The organism is Flavobacterium psychroterrae (genome assembly GCF_018380615.1).
Taxonomy (GTDB): Bacteria; Bacteroidota; Bacteroidia; order Flavobacteriales; family Flavobacteriaceae; genus Flavobacterium; species Flavobacterium psychroterrae.
Map to the genome: position 1 here is coordinate 16,061 of NZ_JAGYVZ010000037.1, position 19,316 is coordinate 35,376.

Here is a 19,316-nt window from a genome sequence, read left to right on the forward strand (position 1 = left end):
AGTAAATCTGTTTTATCCGCGTTAAAATTAGACGCTGATTTTACTGATTCGCTAAAGCGAAAACGCTGATAAAAACAGATTTTTCTAATTACTTTCCTGATTAAACGGTTAAGTAATTTTATAGATTTCTCCTTAACTTAATGACATTGAGTTATCGGGAGTGGCAAAAAACTTTTCTACGTATTCGAAGTATTATTCTTAATCTCCATTATTTCTCTTTTTACTTCAAGAAGTAAATCTTTCATACTTTGAGATTCTGTCACTTCATGTCGTTTATCGCTTCGCCCGATGTTGCATTCGTATTCCCAGATTTCTAAAATATCTGAAGCTTTCACTTCATAGTTTGGATAAAAACGATTATCTGATTCCAGAACCAAAGCATTCTTTTTATTCTTATTAAGACGTTTGTACACCATTCCTTCATTTTTGGTAATCAGGATATATGTCCTGCCATCCATCACCTCTCCCAGCCTTTCGACATAGCGTCCTATAATAATAGAACCGTCTTCATGTGGCGGCATAGAATCTCCTTCAACGGGAAATCCGCGGTGTTTCCCCGGTCCTAAAAACGGAAGTGAAACTTGTTGCAGACTCTCGATATATTCCGGATCGGCATATCCGTTTAAGTAACCCGCTTTTGCTTTTTGAGATACAATTTCGATATAATTCTCCCCAAAACTATCTACTTGTATGGGTAAAATAAGTCGGTTGCCTTCTAATTTTATCAGGTTTTCTATATTGATTTTACGTATGTCGACAGACAATATTAAATCAATGCTCATATGAAAATATAAGGCAATCTGCTTTAAGATATCGTATGGTGCCTCAGACGTTCCATCTTCGTATTTAACGTATCTTCCTCTGGTAATCTTTAGGTTTTCAGCTAATTTCTCCTGAGATATTTTATGCTTAACCCTCAATGCTCTGATGTTATCTGAAAATAAGGACATAATTAATTTGTTATAATTTGGAACAACAAATATACGAAAAAATGTTATCATCTGTACTAATTTTGTAACATACAAAAACAAGGAGATGACACGGGCAATTGTACACATGGATTTGGATACTTTTTTTGTATCCTGCGAAAGATTAACCAACTCAGAATTAAGAGGAAAAGCTCTTATTATTGGTGGTGGAGATCGTGGTGTTGTGGCCTCTTGTTCGTATGAAGCCCGAAAATTTGGAGTACGCTCAGCCATGCCTATTCACATGGCAATGAAACTTTGTCCGCAAGCCAAAATAATGAAAGGCGATATGGAATTATATTCCCGATTGTCACATGATGTTACGCAGGTCATTCAGGAAAAAGCACCGATAATGGAGAAAGCCAGCATTGATGAATTCTATCTTGATATTACCGGAATGGACAAATTTCATGGCAGTTATAAATGGACTGATGAATTGGCAAAATCTGTTATTAAAGAAACAGGATTACCTATTAGTTTTTCGTTATCTGTCAATAAAACCGTTTCTAAAATTGCAACGGGCGAAGGAAAACCCAAAGGAAATCTAGAAATCCCGCAAGGCAATGTACAAGCTTTTTTAAATCCGTTATCGATCCAGAAAATCCCTATGGTCGGCAATGTTACTTTTCAGCTTTTATCCCGAATTGGCGTTCGTAAAATTCAGACTTTATCTGAAATGCCTCCCGAAGTTTTACAGCAAATGATTGGTAAAAACGGTCTCGATATCTGGAAAAAAGCCAACGGAATTGACAACACGCCCGTAGAACCTTATACCGAAAGAAAATCCATTTCTACTGAACATACTTTTTCTCAGGATACAATCGATATTATTATGCTAAAATCGATATTGATTGGCATGGTCGAAAAACTGGCTTTTCAATTGCGATCAGAACAATGGTTAACCTCAACTATTACGGTTAAAATACGTTACGCCAATTTTGATACAGAAACCAAACAATGCAAAATCGCCTATACATCAGCAGATCATATTTTGACCAAAAATGTAATGGAATTGTTTGATAAAGTATATCAGCGTCGTATGCGATTGCGTTTGATTGGTATTCGCTTTAGCGGATTGGTTCGCGGAACATACCAAATTAATCTCTTTGAAGATACCGAGGAAATGTTATCATTATATGCCGCGATGGATAAAATGAAAAGCCGTTATGGTTTTGATGCCGTAATGCGCTGCGCAGGGGTTACTTTTAAACCTAATAATAAAGATGAAATTTTAAAACGTATCAAATAAATGTATCTCAACTGTCATTCATATCATTCGCTACGCTACGGCACAATTCCGCTTAAGGAATTAGTTGCTCAAGCCGTTGATTGCGATGTAAAAGCAGTGGCACTTACGGATATTAATACCGTAACCGGAATTTATGATTTTATAAGGGATTGCGAATCAAAAGGAATTAAACCTTTAATTGGTATGGAACTTCGCTGCAATCATCAATTCCGATATATTGGTTTAGCTAAAAATGCCCGCGGACTTGGTGAAATGAATCGCTTTTTAACGGAACATAATTTTAGTGGAGAACCTTTACCACTAATTGCTCCTGAATTTGATTCGGTTTTTGTGATTTATACTTTAGAAAATGCTCCGGAATTTCTTCGTGAAAATGAGTTTATCGGAATTCGTCCGGATGAAGTTTTAAGGCTTCTTACTTCGGAACATAAAAATAAAACAGCAAAAATGGTTGTTCTTCAATCAGTAACTTTTAGTAATAAAAGAGAATTTAATCTGCATAAAATTCTTCGCGCGATTGATACCAATATTATTCTATCAAAATTGACAGAAGCCGATTATTGCAGAACTTCTGAAAAAATGTTGGCTTTAGAATCGCTGTTGCCTTATTATGAAAGTTATCCTGAAATTATAGCCAACACGCAGCTAATAATTGATTCTTGTAATTTTGAATATGTTTTTAAAACGCCTAAAAACAAGAAATTTTATACTGAAAATCGTCAGACTGATATTGCAAAGTTGACCAAATTGGCACAAGAAGGTTTAGTTTGGCGGTATGGAGAAAATCATAAACTGGCAAAAGCCCGTATCGAAAAAGAACTCAAAGTAATCGACGAATTACAATTTAGCGGTTATTTTTTAATTACTTGGGATATCGTTCAGTACAGCAATAGTAAGGGTTTTATGCACATTGGCCGAGGCAGCGGTGCCAATAGTATCATTGCTTATTGTTTAGGAATTACCGATATCTGCCCCATAGAACTTGACTTATATTTTGAACGCTTTTTGAATTTAAATCGGAAAAGCCCTCCCGATTTTGATATCGACTGGAGTTGGAAAGAACGCAATACGATTTTAGAATATATCTTCAATAAATACGGTCGTGATCATGTTGCTTTTTGCGGAACCAATGTTGAATTTAAACACCGATCAATTTTTAGGGAAGTCGGAAAAGTGTTTGGTCTTCCAAAAGAAGAACTAGATATGCTGGCCAAAAATCCAATGGCATTACACCAGACCAATTCTGTTGTAAAATTTGTACAGGAATATGGGAATATGATGCTGAAAGGTAAATATCCCAATCAGCGTAGTATGCACGCTTGCGGAATTATCATTTCTGAAGAACCCCTTACCAATTACACGCCTTTGGAAATGCCTCCAAAAGGATTTCCAATCGTGCTTTTTGACATGCATATTGCCGAGGAGATTGGTTTTGAAAAATTCGATATTTTGAGTCAGCGTGGTATTGGTCATATTGATGACAGCGTAAAACTCATTGAGAAAAACCGCGGTATAAAAGTTAATATTCGGGACACATCGATTTCTAAAGATGAAGCCATATGTAATGTTCATTTGGCACAAGGTAAAACTATAGGTTGTTTTTATATCGAAAGCCCAGCCATGCGAGGATTATTACGCCGCTTAAATTGTGATAATTACAAAATTCTGGTGGCTGCTTCGTCTATTATTCGTCCCGGTGTGGCACAATCCGGAATGATGAAAGAGTATATTTTTCGTCATAATAATCCGGATCAGTTTCAATATTTTCATGAGGTTTTTAAGGAACATCTTGGTGAAACTTACGGTATTATGGTGTATCAGGAAGACGTTATTAAAATTGCCCAACATTATGGCGGACTTCCGGCTGCTGATGGCGATATCCTGCGTCGCGCCATGTCCGGAAAAGGACGATCTACGGAAGCTTTACAAAAAGTAAAAGATAATTTCTTTGCTTGTTGTGCTGAAAAAGGACATCCTGAAGGACTTAGTCAGGAAATTTACCGCCAGATTGAATCCTTTGCGGGGTTTTCATTTTGTAAAGCGCACTCGGCTTCTTACGCTGTAGAAAGCTACCAGAGTTTGTATCTCAAGATTAATTATCCTGTAGAATTTATGACGGCGGTAATCAACAATCAGGGCGGATTTTACAGAACCGAAGTTTATGTGCATGAAGCCAGAATGTCCGGCGGAACAGTTCTCAATCCGTGTGTGAATAAAAGCGAATATCAAACTACGGTTTATGGCACTGATATTTATCTCGGGTTTATGCATTTGCAAAGTCTGGAATCTAAAACTGCTCATTTAATCGAATCAGATCGGGAGAAAAATGGAGAATTTCTTTCTTTAGAAGATTTCATCAATCGTATTCCGATTGGGATTGAAAGTATGAAAATTTTGATTTTTATAGATGCTTTTCGTTTTACAGGAAAAACCAAAAATCAGCTTTTAGTCATTGCCAGTTTGCTTTTAAACAATTTCAAACCCGAAAATAGAAGTTTGATGCTCCTGCAGGAACCCGTTAAAGAATACAAACTACCAACATTGGAACGTTCTTTATATGAAGATGCTTTTGATGAAATTGAATTATTGAGTTTTCCTGTTTCGTGTACCGTTTTTGATTTGCTTCAAACCAAACATCGCGGCGATATTATGGCTAAAGATTTAGTGGTTCATCATAAAAAACAAGTTAGAATGCTGGCGTATTTAATATCAAGAAAACAAGTCCCTACTAAAAAAGGCAATATGTATTTCGGGACGTGGATTGATCATGAAGGTACTTATTTTGATACAGCTCATTTTCCGGATTGTCTGACTCAATTTCCTTTTCAGGGAGGAGGTTGTTATCTCCTTTTAGGAACTGTCGAAGTCGATTATCATTTTCCGACCATAACGATAACTAAAATGGCCAAGATGCCTTTTATTCCTGATCCGCGTTATATGGATGCTAAAGATCAATATAAAACACAACAAATGATAAAGGAAGATGTGAGTCCAACGCATCGGGAACCTTATCCTCAAGCACATGAAATTAATTTACCCAGACACCGAATAAAATTTCAAAACTAAAAGTCGTTGAACATAATTTTTTTTAACACATAGAAACATAGTTTTAAAGAAAATAAAAAAAGGCGTTTCACTTGTCTAAATACACATAGCTATGTGAGAAAATCATGATTTTATAAAAAGATCTTATATTTAAAAATTAAAGCCTATGTTTCTATGTGTTAAACATTTAAACAATACAAGAAGAGATTACGTTATATTAAAGAGATGAAAAAGCAAGAATATGCCATAGTAGATATTGAAACCACCGGTGGAAACGCCAGTGGCAGCCGCATTACCGAAATTGCCATTATCATTCATGACGGGGAAAATGTAATTGACCGATATGAAACACTTGTGAATCCTGAAAAAGAAATTCCGATTTCGATTTTTGCCTTAACAGGAATTAATAATGAAATGGTGGCTAATGCGCCAATCTTCGATGACATTTCAGATAAAGTTTTGGAAATGCTTACTGATCGTGTTTTCGTCGCACATAATGTCAACTTTGATTATTCATTCGTTCGGCATCAATTGGAACAAGCAGGTTTTAAATGGACGGCAAGGAAATTATGTACTGTTCGCGCAGCAAGAAAAATCAGACCGGGCTTAGGATCTTATAGTTTAGGAAATCTGTGTAATTCGTTGGATATATCTTTAGAAAACAGGCATCGTGCCGGCGGTGATGCAGATGCAACCGCTATATTATTTTCGCGATTACTCGAATGGGATGATGAAGGTCATATCGAAAAAATGATCAAAGCCACGTCACAAGATCAGCGACTACCACCCAATCTTCCGCCTGAAGATTTTAATAATTTACCTGAAAAACCAGGCGTATATTATTTTTATAATGAAGTAAAAAAAGTAATTTATGTTGGTAAAGCAATCAACTTAAAAAAACGTGTGGCTTCTCATTTTAGCGGTCACAAGATCAATCCGCAAAGGCAGCATTTCTTAAGGGACATACACGCCATTTCCTTTGAAGTTTGTGGCAACGAGTTAATGGCACTCTTGTTAGAATGTACAGAAATCAAACATCTTTGGCCAACCTACAACAGAGCTTTAAAACGTTTTGAACCCAAATTTGGATTGTATCAATACGAAGCCCGTAACGGATACAAATATCTGGCAATTGGGAAGCTCAATAAATTTCAGTCGTGTATTGAGCATTTCAGCAGTATACACGAAGGGACAAATATATTGCGGGGTTTGGCAGAACAATTTGAAATTGACTATAGATTTTGTAAATATCTAAGACCTGAAGACGGAGAAATATTTCAAAATAAAGATATAACAGACTTGCCAGATGTTTCGCTCCACAATGAGCAAGTCGATAATGCGATTGATTTTTTATTAAGCAACAGACCCACTTTTGCAATTATAGAGAAAGGAAGAACATCACAAGAACGAAGTTGTATCTGGATAGAAAATGGTCATTTTTATGGTATGGGATATATTCCTTTAGATGTTGCGATTACGGATCCGTTAGAAGTAAAAAATTATGCTACGCCTTATAAAAGCAATCAATATATTGTGCAGCTAATTTTTGCTTACGCAGAAAAAAATCCGCGTAAAGTATTCTTTAACAAACAGTTTCTGAAATAAGAACATGATTTTGTGTAAATATAAAAGCGCAAAAAGCTGTAAATTTAATGATACAACTAATTAAATCTACTATGAAAATAGCAACTTATAATGTAAACGGGGTCAACGGACGCTTAAATGTATTACTGAAATGGCTTGAAGAAGCTAAACCGGATATTGTTTGCTTACAGGAATTAAAAGCACCACAAGATAAATTTCCTGCTAAAGCAATTGAGGATGCAGGTTACAATGCCATTTGGCACGGACAAAAACAATGGAATGGTGTGGCGATTCTTGCCCGAAATATGGAGATTGAGGAAGTAACAAGAGTTCTTCCGGGAGATGACGAGGATATTCAAAGTCGTTATATTGAGGCTTTGATTGATGGTATTGTGATTGCATGTCTTTATCTTCCAAATGGAAATCCTGCTCCGGGCCCAAAATTAGAATACAAACTAAGATGGTTTGAGCGTTTGGCAGATCGTGCCGAAACGCTTCTAAGTTTAAAAGTTCCGGTAATATTAGTTGGAGATTATAATGTAATGCCAACAGAATTGGATGTTTATAAACCTGAGAAATGGGTAAACGATGCCCTTTTTTTACCTCAAGTCCGAAAAGCTTTTAAAGATTTGGTTTCACAAGGATGGATAGATGCGATTAGAACTTTATATCCTAACGAGAAAATTTACACCTTTTGGGATTATTTCAGAAAGGCTTACGAACGAGATGCCGGTCTTAGAATTGATCATTTTTTATTAAGTCCGCAACTAGCAAAAAAAATGCTTTCCGGCGGAGTTGACCGCCATGTGCGAGGATGGGAAAAAACAAGTGACCATGCTCCGGTATGGATTGAAATTGATACAAAATAACTGAACAATGACATTATTTAGCGATACCGAATTATTTGCCACAGGTCTAGCAGGAAAAAAAGTATTTGACCTGCCTGATGCAGAACTTATTTTGATTGATAATTTCTTCACAAAAGAAGAATCTGATCGCTTTTACGAAAGAATACTCCACAAGACCAAATGGAGAGAATATGAAATGGAAATTTATGATAAAACCTATACTGTTCCCCGAATGATTTCCTGGTATGAAGACAAGGATAATCCCGGGGCAGATCAAAACGGACCTGACTGGACTTATGAATTATTGACTATCAGAGGCAGGGTCGAAAAAGAAACACAGCTAGATTTCAATAGTCTTCTCTTAAATTTATACCGAGACGGAAATGATGGTGTTGGCTGGCACAGCGACAAAGAACACAATACAGGTCCGAACCCGATAATTGCTTCGGTGACTTTTGGCGAAACCAGGATGTTTAAACTCCGTCATAAATTTAGAAAAGAGATTCCGCAAGTAGAGATTCCTCTGCATCACGGATCATTTTTATTGATGGCAGGAACTACCAATAGCTTCTGGCAGCATCATGTACCTAAAACGGCTCGGAATGTGTTGCCTAGAATCAATTTGACTTTTCGACGAACACAACGAAGTGAATAATTTGCAAACATCTCTAAATGAGTTTTTTTTCGCTTTATAACGATGAGGAAATTTCCTCCTCTAAAAGTTAAAATACTCAGTGCATGAACCTTTTATTAGGCAGAACCTTTCTTTTTTACTACTTTTGCAACCTTTTTTTATATATACATTACCACAATGGCTCACTCAAACAATGATTTATTGCGTTTCTTAGATGCGCAAAACAAACTTTATCTTACTGCTCTTTCTGAAATCAAAAAAGGAAAAAAAGAGACTCACTGGATGTGGTTCATTTTTCCTCAGATTAAAGGTTTGGGCACGAGTGACACTGCCAATTTTTATGCTATTAACGATCTAAAAGAAGCAACTGAATTCCTTGAACATCCAATTTTAGGAAAGCATCTTATCGAAATTTCTGAACTGTTTTTGACTTTTAAAAGAAAATCAGCTGACGGAATTTTAGGAGATTTAGACGCTCGTAAATTACGTTCTTCTATGACGTTATTTTCTTTGGCAGAAAATACAAATCCGGTATTTCAGGAAGTTTTAGAAGCTTTTTTCTCTGGAGAATCAGATCCTCTTACTTTGTCTATTATTAATTCATCTATAAAATCTTCGGTTGAAACCGAAATGGTGTAATATGCACTAATCGTTTAATCAGATTATTTAAATTAAAAGACACTACATTTCTTGCTTTTGCAAATTGGTAGTGTCTTTTTTTTTAGTCCATGGATTTGGCGGATTAAACTAGTTTACACAGATTTTTATATTACTCAAAAATAGAATACAAAAAATGCCTTGCTAAAAAAACAAGGCATTTTTTATATCTAAAAAGAAACTACAAAGTTAAAAAAAGGAAATCCGTGTAAACTAGTTTAATCCGCCAAATCCGTGGGCAATTAAACTTTAAACCTTTGTTCCTCTGAACCTTTTAATATTCTATTATTCTTTAGGTTTCGTTAAGTAATAAACCGGAATTCCCGTTAACATAATCAAAACTCCCCAACCACACGTTGAGAATTTAGTTAATAGTAACGAAACACAAACTGCTGTTGCAATCACAATGTATAACATTGGTAAAAATGGATATCCAAAGGCTCTGTAAGGTCTTTCGGCATCTGGCATTTTTTTACGTAAAATGAAAATTCCGTAAATGGTTAAGATATAAAAAATCAAAACGATGATGATTACAAAATCTAATAAATCACCATATTTTCCTGTCAAACATAAAGCCGAAGCCCAGATACATTGTGCCCAAAGTGCCCAGGCAGGAACACTTGATTCGTTTAAAACAGCAGCTTTTTTAAAGAACAAACCATCTTTTGCCATCGTATAATATACTCTCGCACCCGCCATGATTAATCCGTTATTGCAGGCAAAAGTTGAAATCATAATCATAATTGCAATAATCAAAGTCCCAATATCGCCAAAAATATATTGCGAAGCCACAACCGCTACTCTATCAGATTTTGCTGTTGCGATTTCGTCAAGCGGAATTACAGCCAAATACATCAAATTGGTCAAAACATAAATAATCGTTACAATAAAAGTTCCTAAAAACAAACTGAAACCAACATTACGTTTTGGATTTTTAATTTCTCCCGCAATAAATGTAACTCCGTTCCAGGCATCACTGGAAAATAATGATCCAACCATCGCAGCCGAAATTCCGGTAATTAAAGCCGTTCCACTTATTGGCAGCCATGATCCTGTATCTTTATTGTACGAACGAGTTGTCCAGGCATCAGCCCAGTTTGCATCCCAAACAGAAGCTTTTGCTGCTAATGTTAATCCGAAAACGATTAATCCCAACAATGATAAAATTTTAATAATCGTAAGAACTGTTTGTAGAATTTTTCCATTCTTCACTCCACGGCTGTTAATATAAGTCAATACCACAATTGTAAAAATTGAAACAATCTGTGCAGCGTTAAGTTTGAAAGAACCCAATTCATACAATATATTTTCGTCACTTAAAGGTTCATATAAATAAGAGGCAAACTTTGAGAAAGCTACACCAACGGCAGCAATCGTTCCGGTTTGAATTACAGCAAAAAAGCTCCAGCCGTACAAAAAGGCTATTAGTTTGTTATACGCCTCTTTAAGGTAAACGTATTGTCCACCTGCTTTTGGGAACATAGCACTTAACTCGCCGTAACTTACAGCGGCAATAATGGTAATCAACCCCGAAATCAGCCAAATTAAAGTTAGCCATCCCGCTGATCCTACTTGTCTGGCAATATCGGCACTTACAATAAATATACCTGATCCAATCATAGAACCAACCACAAGCATGGTTCCGTCTAATAATCCGAGTTCTCTTTTAAAATTTTCCTGGTCGTTTTCCTGCATGGTTTTGTTTTTTTGGGTTGGCTAAAGATATACTTTTTTCTCAAATTCCAAATCTTGAAATTCCAAATTCCAATTCTTATTTGCGCACTTGATTGTAATCAACAACAAAACTTCGAAGAGAGCTATTTTAAAGTATTTTTTTTTCAAATCTAAAATCTAAAAAAATATGGGCGTATCCCTACGGGTCGGGCTTTCGGCTTTATCTTTTACATCGCTTCGCTGGTAAAAGGATATCGCCTCAAACGAAGTTCACTGAAGTCCAATAAAAAATAAAGTGAAGCAATCCCTTATGCAAATCTCATTATAAATTTAGAAAAATAATTTACATTATGGATTTCCATAAAATTATACTTTTTGATGTGTTTATATTTGATATATGGAAAATACATTAATCCTTTAACCTCCAAAATCAGAAATTAGAGTTAAGGCATATTGGCAACCCGGCAGAGCAGATAATGATGAAAGAATATCACTTGGAAGTTTATAAAATAAAGTTTTAGATAAAACACATCAAAGATAGAAAACAGGTAAAACAGTTGCAAATAAAGGATCTGTAACTGTTTTACGATTTTAGGTTTTGCAGTTAAAAGCAGGAAAATGCAAGGGATTACAAAAGTTAGGTTACCAAATCGTTACTTTTAAAAATCTTTTAATCTAAATTAATTGATTGTTTTTCAGTGTATTGCATTGTATTTCATATTGTTTCCCAGCTCGATAAATTTTAATTTTAACATTAAGAAATCGTGAGTTATGGAAACTACAAAAAGATCAACATTCAAGGTATTATTCTACCTTAAAAAGAATGCACCAAAGAAGAACGGAATGGTGCCTATTATGTGCAGGATAACCGTCAATGGCAAGCAATCCACATTCAGTGCCAAATTAGATATTTCCGCTTCAACATGGGATTTGAAATATGGCAGGGTTTTAGGCAAAAGCAAGGAAGCACAAACCCTCAACATCAAACTCGACAGCATCCGTATGGGTATTGAAAAATGCCATTCAAAAATTATAGAGAGTGATGGAAGTGTGAACAGCGATAAACTAAAAGATGTTTTTCTCGGTATGGAAAGTGGTGAGCTGACGTTTTTCAAATTCTACGACAGATTTATACTGGATTTTGAGAAAAAGGTCGATAGCGGACTTCGGGCATACGGAACACTTGGAAAATACAGAAGCCTTTTAATCCATCTCAGAAGCTTTGCCCATTCAAAATATAAAACTTCGGATATTGCTTTCAATAATATTGATTGTGAATTTATTCAGGAATTTGATTACTATCTGCGTAATGATCAAAATCTGGAACACAATACCATCTGGGTGTATATGATCGGGCTTACTACATTGTGCCGATTGGCAATAAGCAGGAAACATCTTTTCTGCAACCCGTTCAGCGAATACAAGAATACCAAAAAAGACAGGGATCGTGGCTATTTGCTACGAAGTGAGTTGGAAAAGCTCGTTACTTTCGAATGTGCTAAAAAGAAAGATGAATTGGTAAAAGACCTTTTTGTTTTCAGCTGTTTTACTGGACTTTCCTATTCTGATATGAAAGGGTTGCAGAAAAGCAATATTCAAGAGTTTTTTGATGGCAGGGAATGGATTATCATTCGCAGGAGAAAAACCGCTACTTCTTCCAATGTGATGCTGTTGGATATTCCTAAAATGATTATAAGCAAATATGAAGGTCTTTCGGGAAATGGGTCAGTATTTCCTGTGCCTTCTAACAGTGTCTGCAATGACAGCCTCAATCGGATTTCCTTGCTGATACCGTGTCTTGAAAACAAAAAGGTAACAGTCCACTTGGCACGGCATACATTTGCTACCCTTTTTCTAAGCGAAGGTGTTCCGCTTGAAAGCCTGAGCAAAATGATGGGACACAAGAATGTTGCAACTACTCAAATCTATGCAAAGATATTAAATGAGAAAGTGGGAAAAGATATGGAGAAAGTAGCTGAAAATTTCAAGAGTATGGAAAGTTCTTTTATTTCACAATTCTAATAGATTGTAGTAGATTAAATTACAGGATATTTAAATTATCTTATCATATATTAGAAAGGCTCAACAGATTAATCTGTTGAGCCTTTTATGAATTAATAATTATTTCTAAATTATTTTTTGATTAATTTTTCAAGCCTTGCCATCATTTCATCTTTCTCTTTCAACATCCGTTCGTACAAAGCAATTTTCTCTTCGTGCATCTTTAGAACTTGTTCTACAGGGTTGAAAGTAGGATTATCATTTCTCTGATATCCAATACCATTATTACCAAAAGTATTTGCAATTATATTCACCGCCTGCTCTTCATCAAAATTCTGAAAAGCCTCAACAGGAATTTTTAAGGCATCCGAGATTTGTCTAAGCATATCATCTTCAATTACATCTTTTTGCTCCAACATAGAAATCTTCTTTTGATTCCAGTCATTTCCGAGATCAAAAGCCAATGCCTCCTGTTTAACTCCAAGCATTTCTCTGAAGCGTTTTACGTTTCTTCCCTGATGTATTTTCTGTTCCATAACGAGTATCAATTTTCTGAAGGCACAAAGATAAAGCCATTCTGGTTAAAAAATCTGAGTTTCAAAGATAAAAAAATATCCTGTAAAATATCCATTTTATCAGATATTATATCCACATTCCGAATAGATTATCCTTTCCAAAGAATAAAACTTTGATGGTGAATTTTAAATTTCATCACTATGAAAAAGAATGAAATATCCTTTGGAACTAATTTTTGGTCAGGCTTTGAGACAGGAGATCCGTTTTATGCCCTTGAAACTTTTTTTGATTTTGCACATCTTGATTACTATAAAAATATTTTAAGTGAAGTAGTAATGTATAGTTATAAAAGAAAAATATACAAACAAGATAATCCTTGCGAGATTTTTATTTTCTACACTGCTGTCTGCTCTTTTATCAAAGTCTGTTACTGTTTACAGAAGAAAAGCAAAAAATGGAAAGTAAATGAGACAGCGGACTTTGAATTTATAGTTCATCTTGCCTCTCTTACTAAAGAAGAATACAGTAATCCTTTTATTGTCTTTCAAAAAGCGTTTGCTGAAATAACTAAGGAACAATATGAATTCTACGTATGTGATATGGTACATCTTTCACTTTCGCCATGTGCAGAAGAACCTAATTATGATGTAATGACACCATACATACATCTAATCAAGATGCTGGATGCAAGCCAACTTATGCGTGAAAGAGGCTTTAAAAAGGTTAAAAATAATCAACAGACTTGAGAATATTATATCCACGAGTGGAATAGAATATCCCTTTACTCATTCCCAACTTTACTAAAGCTAAATTTTTAGATATGAAAAATGATAAAAACTTTAAGAAAGGAAAAAGGCTTGTGAAATCAGTTGCACAAGCAAAGACGGTATTGAATATGTTACTGCAAGGTTCAGAAAGGCAAAATCTAGAAAGAGGAATTTCAGGGCTTATAGACAAATTAAAAAATCCTAAACTCGATTTATTACTGGACAAATATCCTGATCTCCTGCAAGAATACGATTTGAATGAACTGCTCTCAGGCATTGTTGAAATAAAGGATGCTAATATTCAGGATGTCAAGACAGCGGGACTAATATCATGCCTGCAATTACTATTACACTTTTATGCTGAGCTAAGAGAAAATCCAAATCCCGATGATAGTAGATTTGATAGCCTAAGGTATATTTTAAATTCGATTACTCTCTCCAAGTTCCTAAACGAACTGCTTAGTATTATCCTATCTGTGGTAGGAGAAACTTATTACGAAAAGTTTCAGAAGAAAATTCAATACTTGGATTTTGATTTAAAAAACGCAAAAGAAATGGAAAGCGATCCAGAATTAGGGGAACACATTGACCTTATGGTTTGGTTTGCATTTGCCCGTCTATTTTTAGAATCAGTTTATACCTATTTCAATAATTCTCAAAAGAACCACAAAAACAATGAATCATGAAAACTACAGAAAAACTTTCATTTCAAAAGCTCGAAAACGAGTTTTTAGAAAACATCCTCAGACAATTGGTTAATCAATACACTATCATTCAGATATTTTTCACAAGACATTCTTCATCAGTGTTCTCATATCTTATTATAAATCTTGATAATTATACAGTTGCACAGAACCTTCAGCAGAGCAAATGGGTTAGAAAAGTTAAAGAACGCTATCAGATCAATATAGCTTTTATTAGCTCTTCAAGACTTCATCATTATTATTCTTTAGGCTGTCCCTTCATAGCATTTTACTGCCGTGCGTCTGCGGTTATCTACCAAAATAAAGAGATAGAGAATTCTATTTTCATTACTGGGCAATGGAAAAAGTATAAAAAAAGGTTTAAAGTGAATGAAAACAATTTTCACCACGATCATGACCTTCATATGTGTCAGATTAAAAATCTCATTTCAGAAGGTACTTCAAACTGTATTTTTACATCTTATGCAAGACTGATTGAATATGATCTTGACTATTTAGAAGAACTGTACTGCGGAAATAAATCTTCTTCGCTGAGTTTAGATCAAAGGATTACTAACCTTATAGAATACATTCCAAACCTTCAAAAATACTTTGTTAGAAACAGCCACAATAAATATTATCTTATTGATTTGTTTGTAAAAGCAAAAGAAGCAACTGCAGACGATGAGGCAATTTATAAAGAAGAAATGTATGAAGCGGTTGGAATTGCCCAGCAAAATCTTTATCGTCTAATCGAAGAAAGATTTGATGAATTAAAAAAACTGATAAAAAAGGGTTCATCTGAAAATAATGATGTTTCATGTCAAATTGAGAAGAAACCCAAAGATATAATTATCAGCCTTACAATAGAAGCCATATTAAAATCGATTGAAGTTGAACAGATTTACTTATACCGTCAAATCACTTACGGTGAGAAAACAACATATTATTTGATGCTTATAACAATAGGTGCGAGTAATGAAAAATTAAAATCAATCACTCAATCTCTAAAAAGTAAAATAGGTGAAAAATATGACTTTGTTTTGTTGAGCCATAGCAGATATTGGATACAAGCTAACTTGTATCAAAATCAAAGTTTCTTTTTCAACATTATTCGAGGTGAATATCTGATATTTTCATCTAATAAATACCTTCCTGATTTTCATTGGGAGATACCTCATAAGCCCTATCACGCTGATTTATATTTTTACTATAAGGCTACCAAAAATATTGCTTTGCAATTTTCCACAATAGCCAATAATGAACAAGAAAACTACCAAGGTTTAGAATCCCTTTTTACATTATTTTTTCTATCCTTTTGTAGGACATATATTTTTGTAAAAACGTATTATCTCCCTAATTATGTGTCAAGTCAGACTTTGTGGGAACTGTGTATTTATGCAGATGCTGGCATACAAAAATATAATTATTTAATAGAGCAGTTTTGGACGGATTTCTTTCCGTATATAAATAGACATTTGACACTTCATCATAACTTGTCAATGCTCAAAAAAGGAGAGGTTGAACAAATGAATATTATTGTTGAGAAACTGATAGATGAATTGCACAATTTGGTTGTTGTAGGTAGATTATTATTGGAAGTTGAGGAAGATTAAACACTTGAGTAAACATTTATATGAAATAAGCATCAGTTAAAATGGACAAATTTATTGTATGATAGTTAACTGACAATTTAGAGAGGGAATAAAAGTATCATATTGATTTTAAAGGAATGGAAAATCATTAATAAAAATGTAGTTTCTCCAATGTTTTTTTATTTGATAAAATGAATTAATTATATTGTTAAATTTATAGCCTAACAATATTCATCAGTTAAAAACTTCTAATGTCAGCAATTTCAGCTTTACGTGGTTATAGAACCCAATTTTTATATTCATTACATTATATCTTATACTCCCTGTCAAATGATCTTGTATTTAGATTAGAAGGAGAAGAAGATTTAGATATTTTGGGTGATAATGGCCAACTTTTATATGCCATACAGTTAAAAAATTTAGCAAAACCGATTACATTATCTGATGTTCTATCCGAGCAGAAAACTTCATTCATTAAGAGGTTTTTAGATAAATATTCAGACGCAATTCCAATACTGGTTTCCTATGGTGAAATAAGCCAAGAACTAAAGAATTGGGAAAAGCACAAAGATACTATTTCCGAAAAAGAGAAAACAACACTGAAAAAATACAAGATAACGGAAGATGAATGGAAATTAGTTAAAAATAAAACTCAGTTTACAGAGATTAATGAGGAAGAGATCGCAGACGAGATAGAAAAATTAATTAAATGCAACTTCCCTGAAGTTGATCCCATTCCTACAATTGGATTTTTGTTGAATTGGTTGCAATTTATTGCTGAGAAACAACAGCCTATAACTACTAAAGATTTTTACAGCAAGATTCAGGATTTTGCAAAGTATTTGGCAGAGAGAATTGCAGTACATAATCAATATGGTTTAATATTGAAACCACTACACAAGGTTTCAACACAGAACGCTAATCAGGCACTTTTAGAAAGAGAATTCTACAATGCGACTTTAACGAGGTACGAACATATTTTGTTGGGTCTTGATGTTAATAGGGAAAAATATCTAGAAACAATAAATGATGAGTTAAAAGAAAATAACACTATTATACTGAAAGGCGCATCTGGTCAAGGAAAGACAGTATTATTATATGGTTATGTTCATAATTATGTCAATGATTGGCTTTCTTACGAATTGAATATTCAACAAGATCCAATTATAACTCAACAGTCAATTCAAGCTGTTGCTTCTATAAGCAAGAAACTGGAAGTTCCAACTGTATTTTTAATTAATGTAAATCCAAACTCAACAGATTGGCTTCAAATAATAAAAGAATCAGCACATTTAAAGCATATTAGATTTTTAGTTGCTATTAGAAATGAGGATTGGTACAGGGCATCAGCAATCGGAGTAGAATTTGAGTATAAAGAAATTGACTTATCCTTATCTAAGGAAGAAGCCGAAATAATTTACACAAAATTAAACGAGCGAAATAAAATTACGCACTTTACAGACTTTGAACAGGCGTGGATTCAAATTGGAGATGGTGCTCCATTATTAGAATTTGTTTACTCAATCACTCAAGGAAATTCATTACATAATAAGTTGAAACAGCAGGTTCAACAATTAGTTAAAGAAACGCATCAGGATAACAACTTGCAAATTGAGTTTTTACGAATCGTGAGTCTTTCAGATTCTTTAGGGGTTAAGATTGACATGTCTAAATTGGATTCCAATATTGATTATCAATTCATAATTGAAAAGCTAGAAAATGAGTATTTGGTCAAAAAATCATTAGATAGAAAATATATTCAAGGATTGCACCTAATCCGTTCTCAAAAGTTGGTCGAAATACTTTTTGACGAATTCATAAATTGCAAAGAAACATATGCTTATAAGTGTATTCCTCTAATAGACGAGAAAGATTTGTACTTGTTCTTATTACAAATGTTCCATCTTGAAATATTGAAACCTAATCAATTTATTGCTGATTTAAACAGTAAAGTCCATATCAAAAGCTGGGCTGTATATGCTTCAATCTTAAAATCTTTTATATGGCTGGGTACTAAAAATTATGTTGAAAGCAATCGTAAAGTTATAGATGATTGTAAAACAATTTGTGGTGGTGCTTGGACAATGTTTACCGATTTTATGTTTGGAAGCAATTATGATAGAAACGGAATACTTGATATACTTAAAGTAGATGATGAACGGAGAGAAAAAATAAATAACATCAATCGGAGATTATTACCCAATAAAAATGTTTTCAATTTAGCAACTGAAGTAATCAATAAACTTGATTTTCCAGAAGAAGTGCCTTTGACAACATTTGGTTGGAAATCTTTTGGAGAAATCTTGTTTTGGCTTAAAAATATACCTAATCAAAAAGAAAAACTACCGCTTTTCGAGGAAAGTAAGTTTGAATTTGCTTTCCAAAATTTGGACAGCAAAAGCTTGTCCAAATTGATGTTAGGTATGCATTCTTATTCAGCGGAACTGGATGTTATAAGAAAAAAGTATGTTGCTATTTTCATTGAACAAATAAAGAGGGAATATGATGTTATTCATTTATCAGTAGATGAAAATGAAGTCAATGTACATTACATTATTGATATTTTAAAAAATGTTGTGGAAAGGTCGACTAATGATTTCATTGTAGGTGTTTTAGATGTTATCAGAACTGCTCTACCAGATAAAAAACAGTTTAATTCTCAGGGATATGGTCATCGCTTACAAACACTTGCGATAGATCTTGATTCGACACATAAAACAATGCCTGTTCAAAATATGCCTTTGGAGGAATGGGTAAATATCAATTCCTTAATTATCAAATTATATGAATATCAACTAAGACCAGAAGATTGGGATGATTACAAAAATCAGTTAAACCAGTGGGAAGTAATTATCAACGATAAAATCAATGAGTTTAATACCTCGTTTGAGAAATTGTTTAAGGGTAGTGTGAATTATATGCCAGTAATTCCGATTATGCAGAATGCTTTTTTTGAAAAGTCAGAAAGTATGCAAATTCTGGCAAAAGTGAGCATACCATTCCGGTAAAAGAGATCAGTTGATTCCGGTTTAAAGTGACCACCCTATTCTTGTAAAAGAGATCAGTTGATTCCGGTTCAAAGTGACCACCTCAAA

At 34.2% G+C, this 19,316-nt stretch carries 14 protein-coding genes; 11 read left to right on the forward strand and 3 right to left on the reverse strand.

Annotated features, from left to right (window positions below; translation table 11 throughout):
- Window positions 1–176: 176 nt before the first annotated feature.
- Window positions 177–950, reverse strand: a complete 774-nt coding sequence (locus tag KHA90_RS23185; protein ID WP_213307514.1) for an XRE family transcriptional regulator — start codon at window positions 948–950, stop codon at window positions 177–179.
- Window positions 951–1,035: 85 nt separating this feature from the next.
- Between KHA90_RS23185 and dinB the strand changes: the two genes are divergently transcribed.
- The 6 genes from dinB (at window position 1,036) to KHA90_RS23215 (ending at window position 8,967) form a co-directional block, all read left to right on the forward strand.
- Window positions 1,036–2,217 carry a DNA polymerase IV gene (gene dinB / locus KHA90_RS23190; RefSeq protein ID WP_213307482.1) on the forward strand — a complete coding sequence of 394 codons (1,182 nt, stop codon included), beginning with the start codon at window positions 1,036–1,038 and terminating at the stop codon, window positions 2,215–2,217.
- The gene (locus tag KHA90_RS23195) at window positions 2,218–5,283 is read left to right on the forward strand and encodes a DNA polymerase III subunit alpha (protein ID WP_213307484.1); all 3,066 of its coding nucleotides are present in this window, start codon (window positions 2,218–2,220) and stop codon (window positions 5,281–5,283) included.
- Window positions 5,284–5,487: 204 nt separating this feature from the next.
- Entirely contained in the window at window positions 5,488–6,867 is a 1,380-nt protein-coding gene (locus KHA90_RS23200) for an exonuclease domain-containing protein (protein WP_213307487.1), read from the forward strand.
- 47 nt (window positions 6,868–6,914) lie between these two features.
- The gene (gene xth / locus KHA90_RS23205) at window positions 6,915–7,715 is read left to right on the forward strand and encodes an exodeoxyribonuclease III (RefSeq protein WP_244860550.1); all 801 of its coding nucleotides are present in this window, start codon (window positions 6,915–6,917) and stop codon (window positions 7,713–7,715) included.
- Window positions 7,716–7,722: 7 nt separating this feature from the next.
- Window positions 7,723–8,349 (forward strand): alpha-ketoglutarate-dependent dioxygenase AlkB family protein, encoded by a 627-nt coding sequence (locus KHA90_RS23210; RefSeq protein ID WP_213307490.1) that lies wholly within the window; start codon window positions 7,723–7,725, stop codon window positions 8,347–8,349.
- Between the two features lie 156 nt (window positions 8,350–8,505).
- Window positions 8,506–8,967, forward strand: a complete 462-nt coding sequence (locus KHA90_RS23215) for a DUF1810 domain-containing protein (RefSeq protein WP_213307493.1) — start codon at window positions 8,506–8,508, stop codon at window positions 8,965–8,967.
- 303 nt (window positions 8,968–9,270) lie between these two features.
- On the opposite strand, the gene KHA90_RS23220 is transcribed toward KHA90_RS23215, so the two are convergent.
- Window positions 9,271–10,680, reverse strand: coding sequence for an APC family permease (locus KHA90_RS23220; RefSeq protein WP_213307496.1), 1,410 nt, complete (start codon window positions 10,678–10,680; stop codon window positions 9,271–9,273).
- Between the two features lie 750 nt (window positions 10,681–11,430).
- On the opposite strand from KHA90_RS23220, the gene KHA90_RS23225 reads away from it, so the two are divergent.
- Window positions 11,431–12,681, forward strand: a complete 1,251-nt coding sequence (locus KHA90_RS23225; RefSeq protein ID WP_213307499.1) for a site-specific integrase — start codon at window positions 11,431–11,433, stop codon at window positions 12,679–12,681.
- A 110-nt stretch (window positions 12,682–12,791) separates the two neighbouring features.
- Here KHA90_RS23225 and KHA90_RS23230 read toward each other — a convergent pair whose 3' ends face one another.
- The gene (locus KHA90_RS23230; protein WP_213307502.1) at window positions 12,792–13,196 is read right to left on the reverse strand and encodes a helix-turn-helix domain-containing protein; all 405 of its coding nucleotides are present in this window, start codon (window positions 13,194–13,196) and stop codon (window positions 12,792–12,794) included.
- A gap of 180 nt (window positions 13,197–13,376) precedes the next feature.
- Between KHA90_RS23230 and KHA90_RS23235 the strand changes: the two genes are divergently transcribed.
- The 4 genes from KHA90_RS23235 (at window position 13,377) to KHA90_RS23250 (ending at window position 19,229) form a co-directional block, all read left to right on the forward strand.
- On the forward strand, window positions 13,377–13,922 hold the full coding sequence (locus KHA90_RS23235) for a hypothetical protein (protein ID WP_213307505.1): 546 nt from the start codon (window positions 13,377–13,379) through the stop codon (window positions 13,920–13,922).
- A gap of 74 nt (window positions 13,923–13,996) precedes the next feature.
- Window positions 13,997–14,629, forward strand: a complete 633-nt coding sequence (locus KHA90_RS23240; protein WP_213307508.1) for a hypothetical protein — start codon at window positions 13,997–13,999, stop codon at window positions 14,627–14,629.
- Window positions 14,626–16,242, forward strand: a complete 1,617-nt coding sequence (locus KHA90_RS23245; protein ID WP_213307510.1) for a hypothetical protein — start codon at window positions 14,626–14,628, stop codon at window positions 16,240–16,242. The genes KHA90_RS23240 and KHA90_RS23245 overlap by 4 nt, the downstream gene beginning before the upstream one ends.
- Before the next feature lie 230 nt (window positions 16,243–16,472).
- Window positions 16,473–19,229 (forward strand): hypothetical protein, encoded by a 2,757-nt coding sequence (locus KHA90_RS23250; protein WP_213307512.1) that lies wholly within the window; start codon window positions 16,473–16,475, stop codon window positions 19,227–19,229.
- Window positions 19,230–19,316: the final 87 nt, after the last annotated feature.

What these genes read in the sequence shown, in the direction of transcription:
- KHA90_RS23250 (WP_213307512.1), top strand. Translation starts at nt 16,473, where the DNA reads ATGTCAGCAATTTCAGCTTTACGTGGTTATAGAACCCAATTTTTATAT.
- dinB (WP_213307482.1), top strand. Translation starts at nt 1,036, where the DNA reads ATGACACGGGCAATTGTACACATGGATTTGGATACTTTTTTTGTATCC.
- KHA90_RS23200 (WP_213307487.1), top strand. Translation starts at nt 5,488, where the DNA reads ATGAAAAAGCAAGAATATGCCATAGTAGATATTGAAACCACCGGTGGA.
- KHA90_RS23185 (WP_213307514.1), bottom strand. Translation starts at nt 950, where the DNA reads ATGTCCTTATTTTCAGATAACATCAGAGCATTGAGGGTTAAGCATAAA.
- KHA90_RS23230 (WP_213307502.1), bottom strand. Translation starts at nt 13,196, where the DNA reads ATGGAACAGAAAATACATCAGGGAAGAAACGTAAAACGCTTCAGAGAA.
- KHA90_RS23210 (WP_213307490.1), top strand. Translation starts at nt 7,723, where the DNA reads ATGACATTATTTAGCGATACCGAATTATTTGCCACAGGTCTAGCAGGA.
- KHA90_RS23215 (WP_213307493.1), top strand. Translation starts at nt 8,506, where the DNA reads ATGGCTCACTCAAACAATGATTTATTGCGTTTCTTAGATGCGCAAAAC.
- KHA90_RS23235 (WP_213307505.1), top strand. Translation starts at nt 13,377, where the DNA reads ATGAAAAAGAATGAAATATCCTTTGGAACTAATTTTTGGTCAGGCTTT.
- KHA90_RS23245 (WP_213307510.1), top strand. Translation starts at nt 14,626, where the DNA reads ATGAAAACTACAGAAAAACTTTCATTTCAAAAGCTCGAAAACGAGTTT.
- xth (WP_244860550.1), top strand. Translation starts at nt 6,915, where the DNA reads ATGATACAACTAATTAAATCTACTATGAAAATAGCAACTTATAATGTA.
- KHA90_RS23195 (WP_213307484.1), top strand. Translation starts at nt 2,218, where the DNA reads ATGTATCTCAACTGTCATTCATATCATTCGCTACGCTACGGCACAATT.
- KHA90_RS23220 (WP_213307496.1), bottom strand. Translation starts at nt 10,680, where the DNA reads ATGCAGGAAAACGACCAGGAAAATTTTAAAAGAGAACTCGGATTATTA.
- KHA90_RS23240 (WP_213307508.1), top strand. Translation starts at nt 13,997, where the DNA reads ATGAAAAATGATAAAAACTTTAAGAAAGGAAAAAGGCTTGTGAAATCA.
- KHA90_RS23225 (WP_213307499.1), top strand. Translation starts at nt 11,431, where the DNA reads ATGGAAACTACAAAAAGATCAACATTCAAGGTATTATTCTACCTTAAA.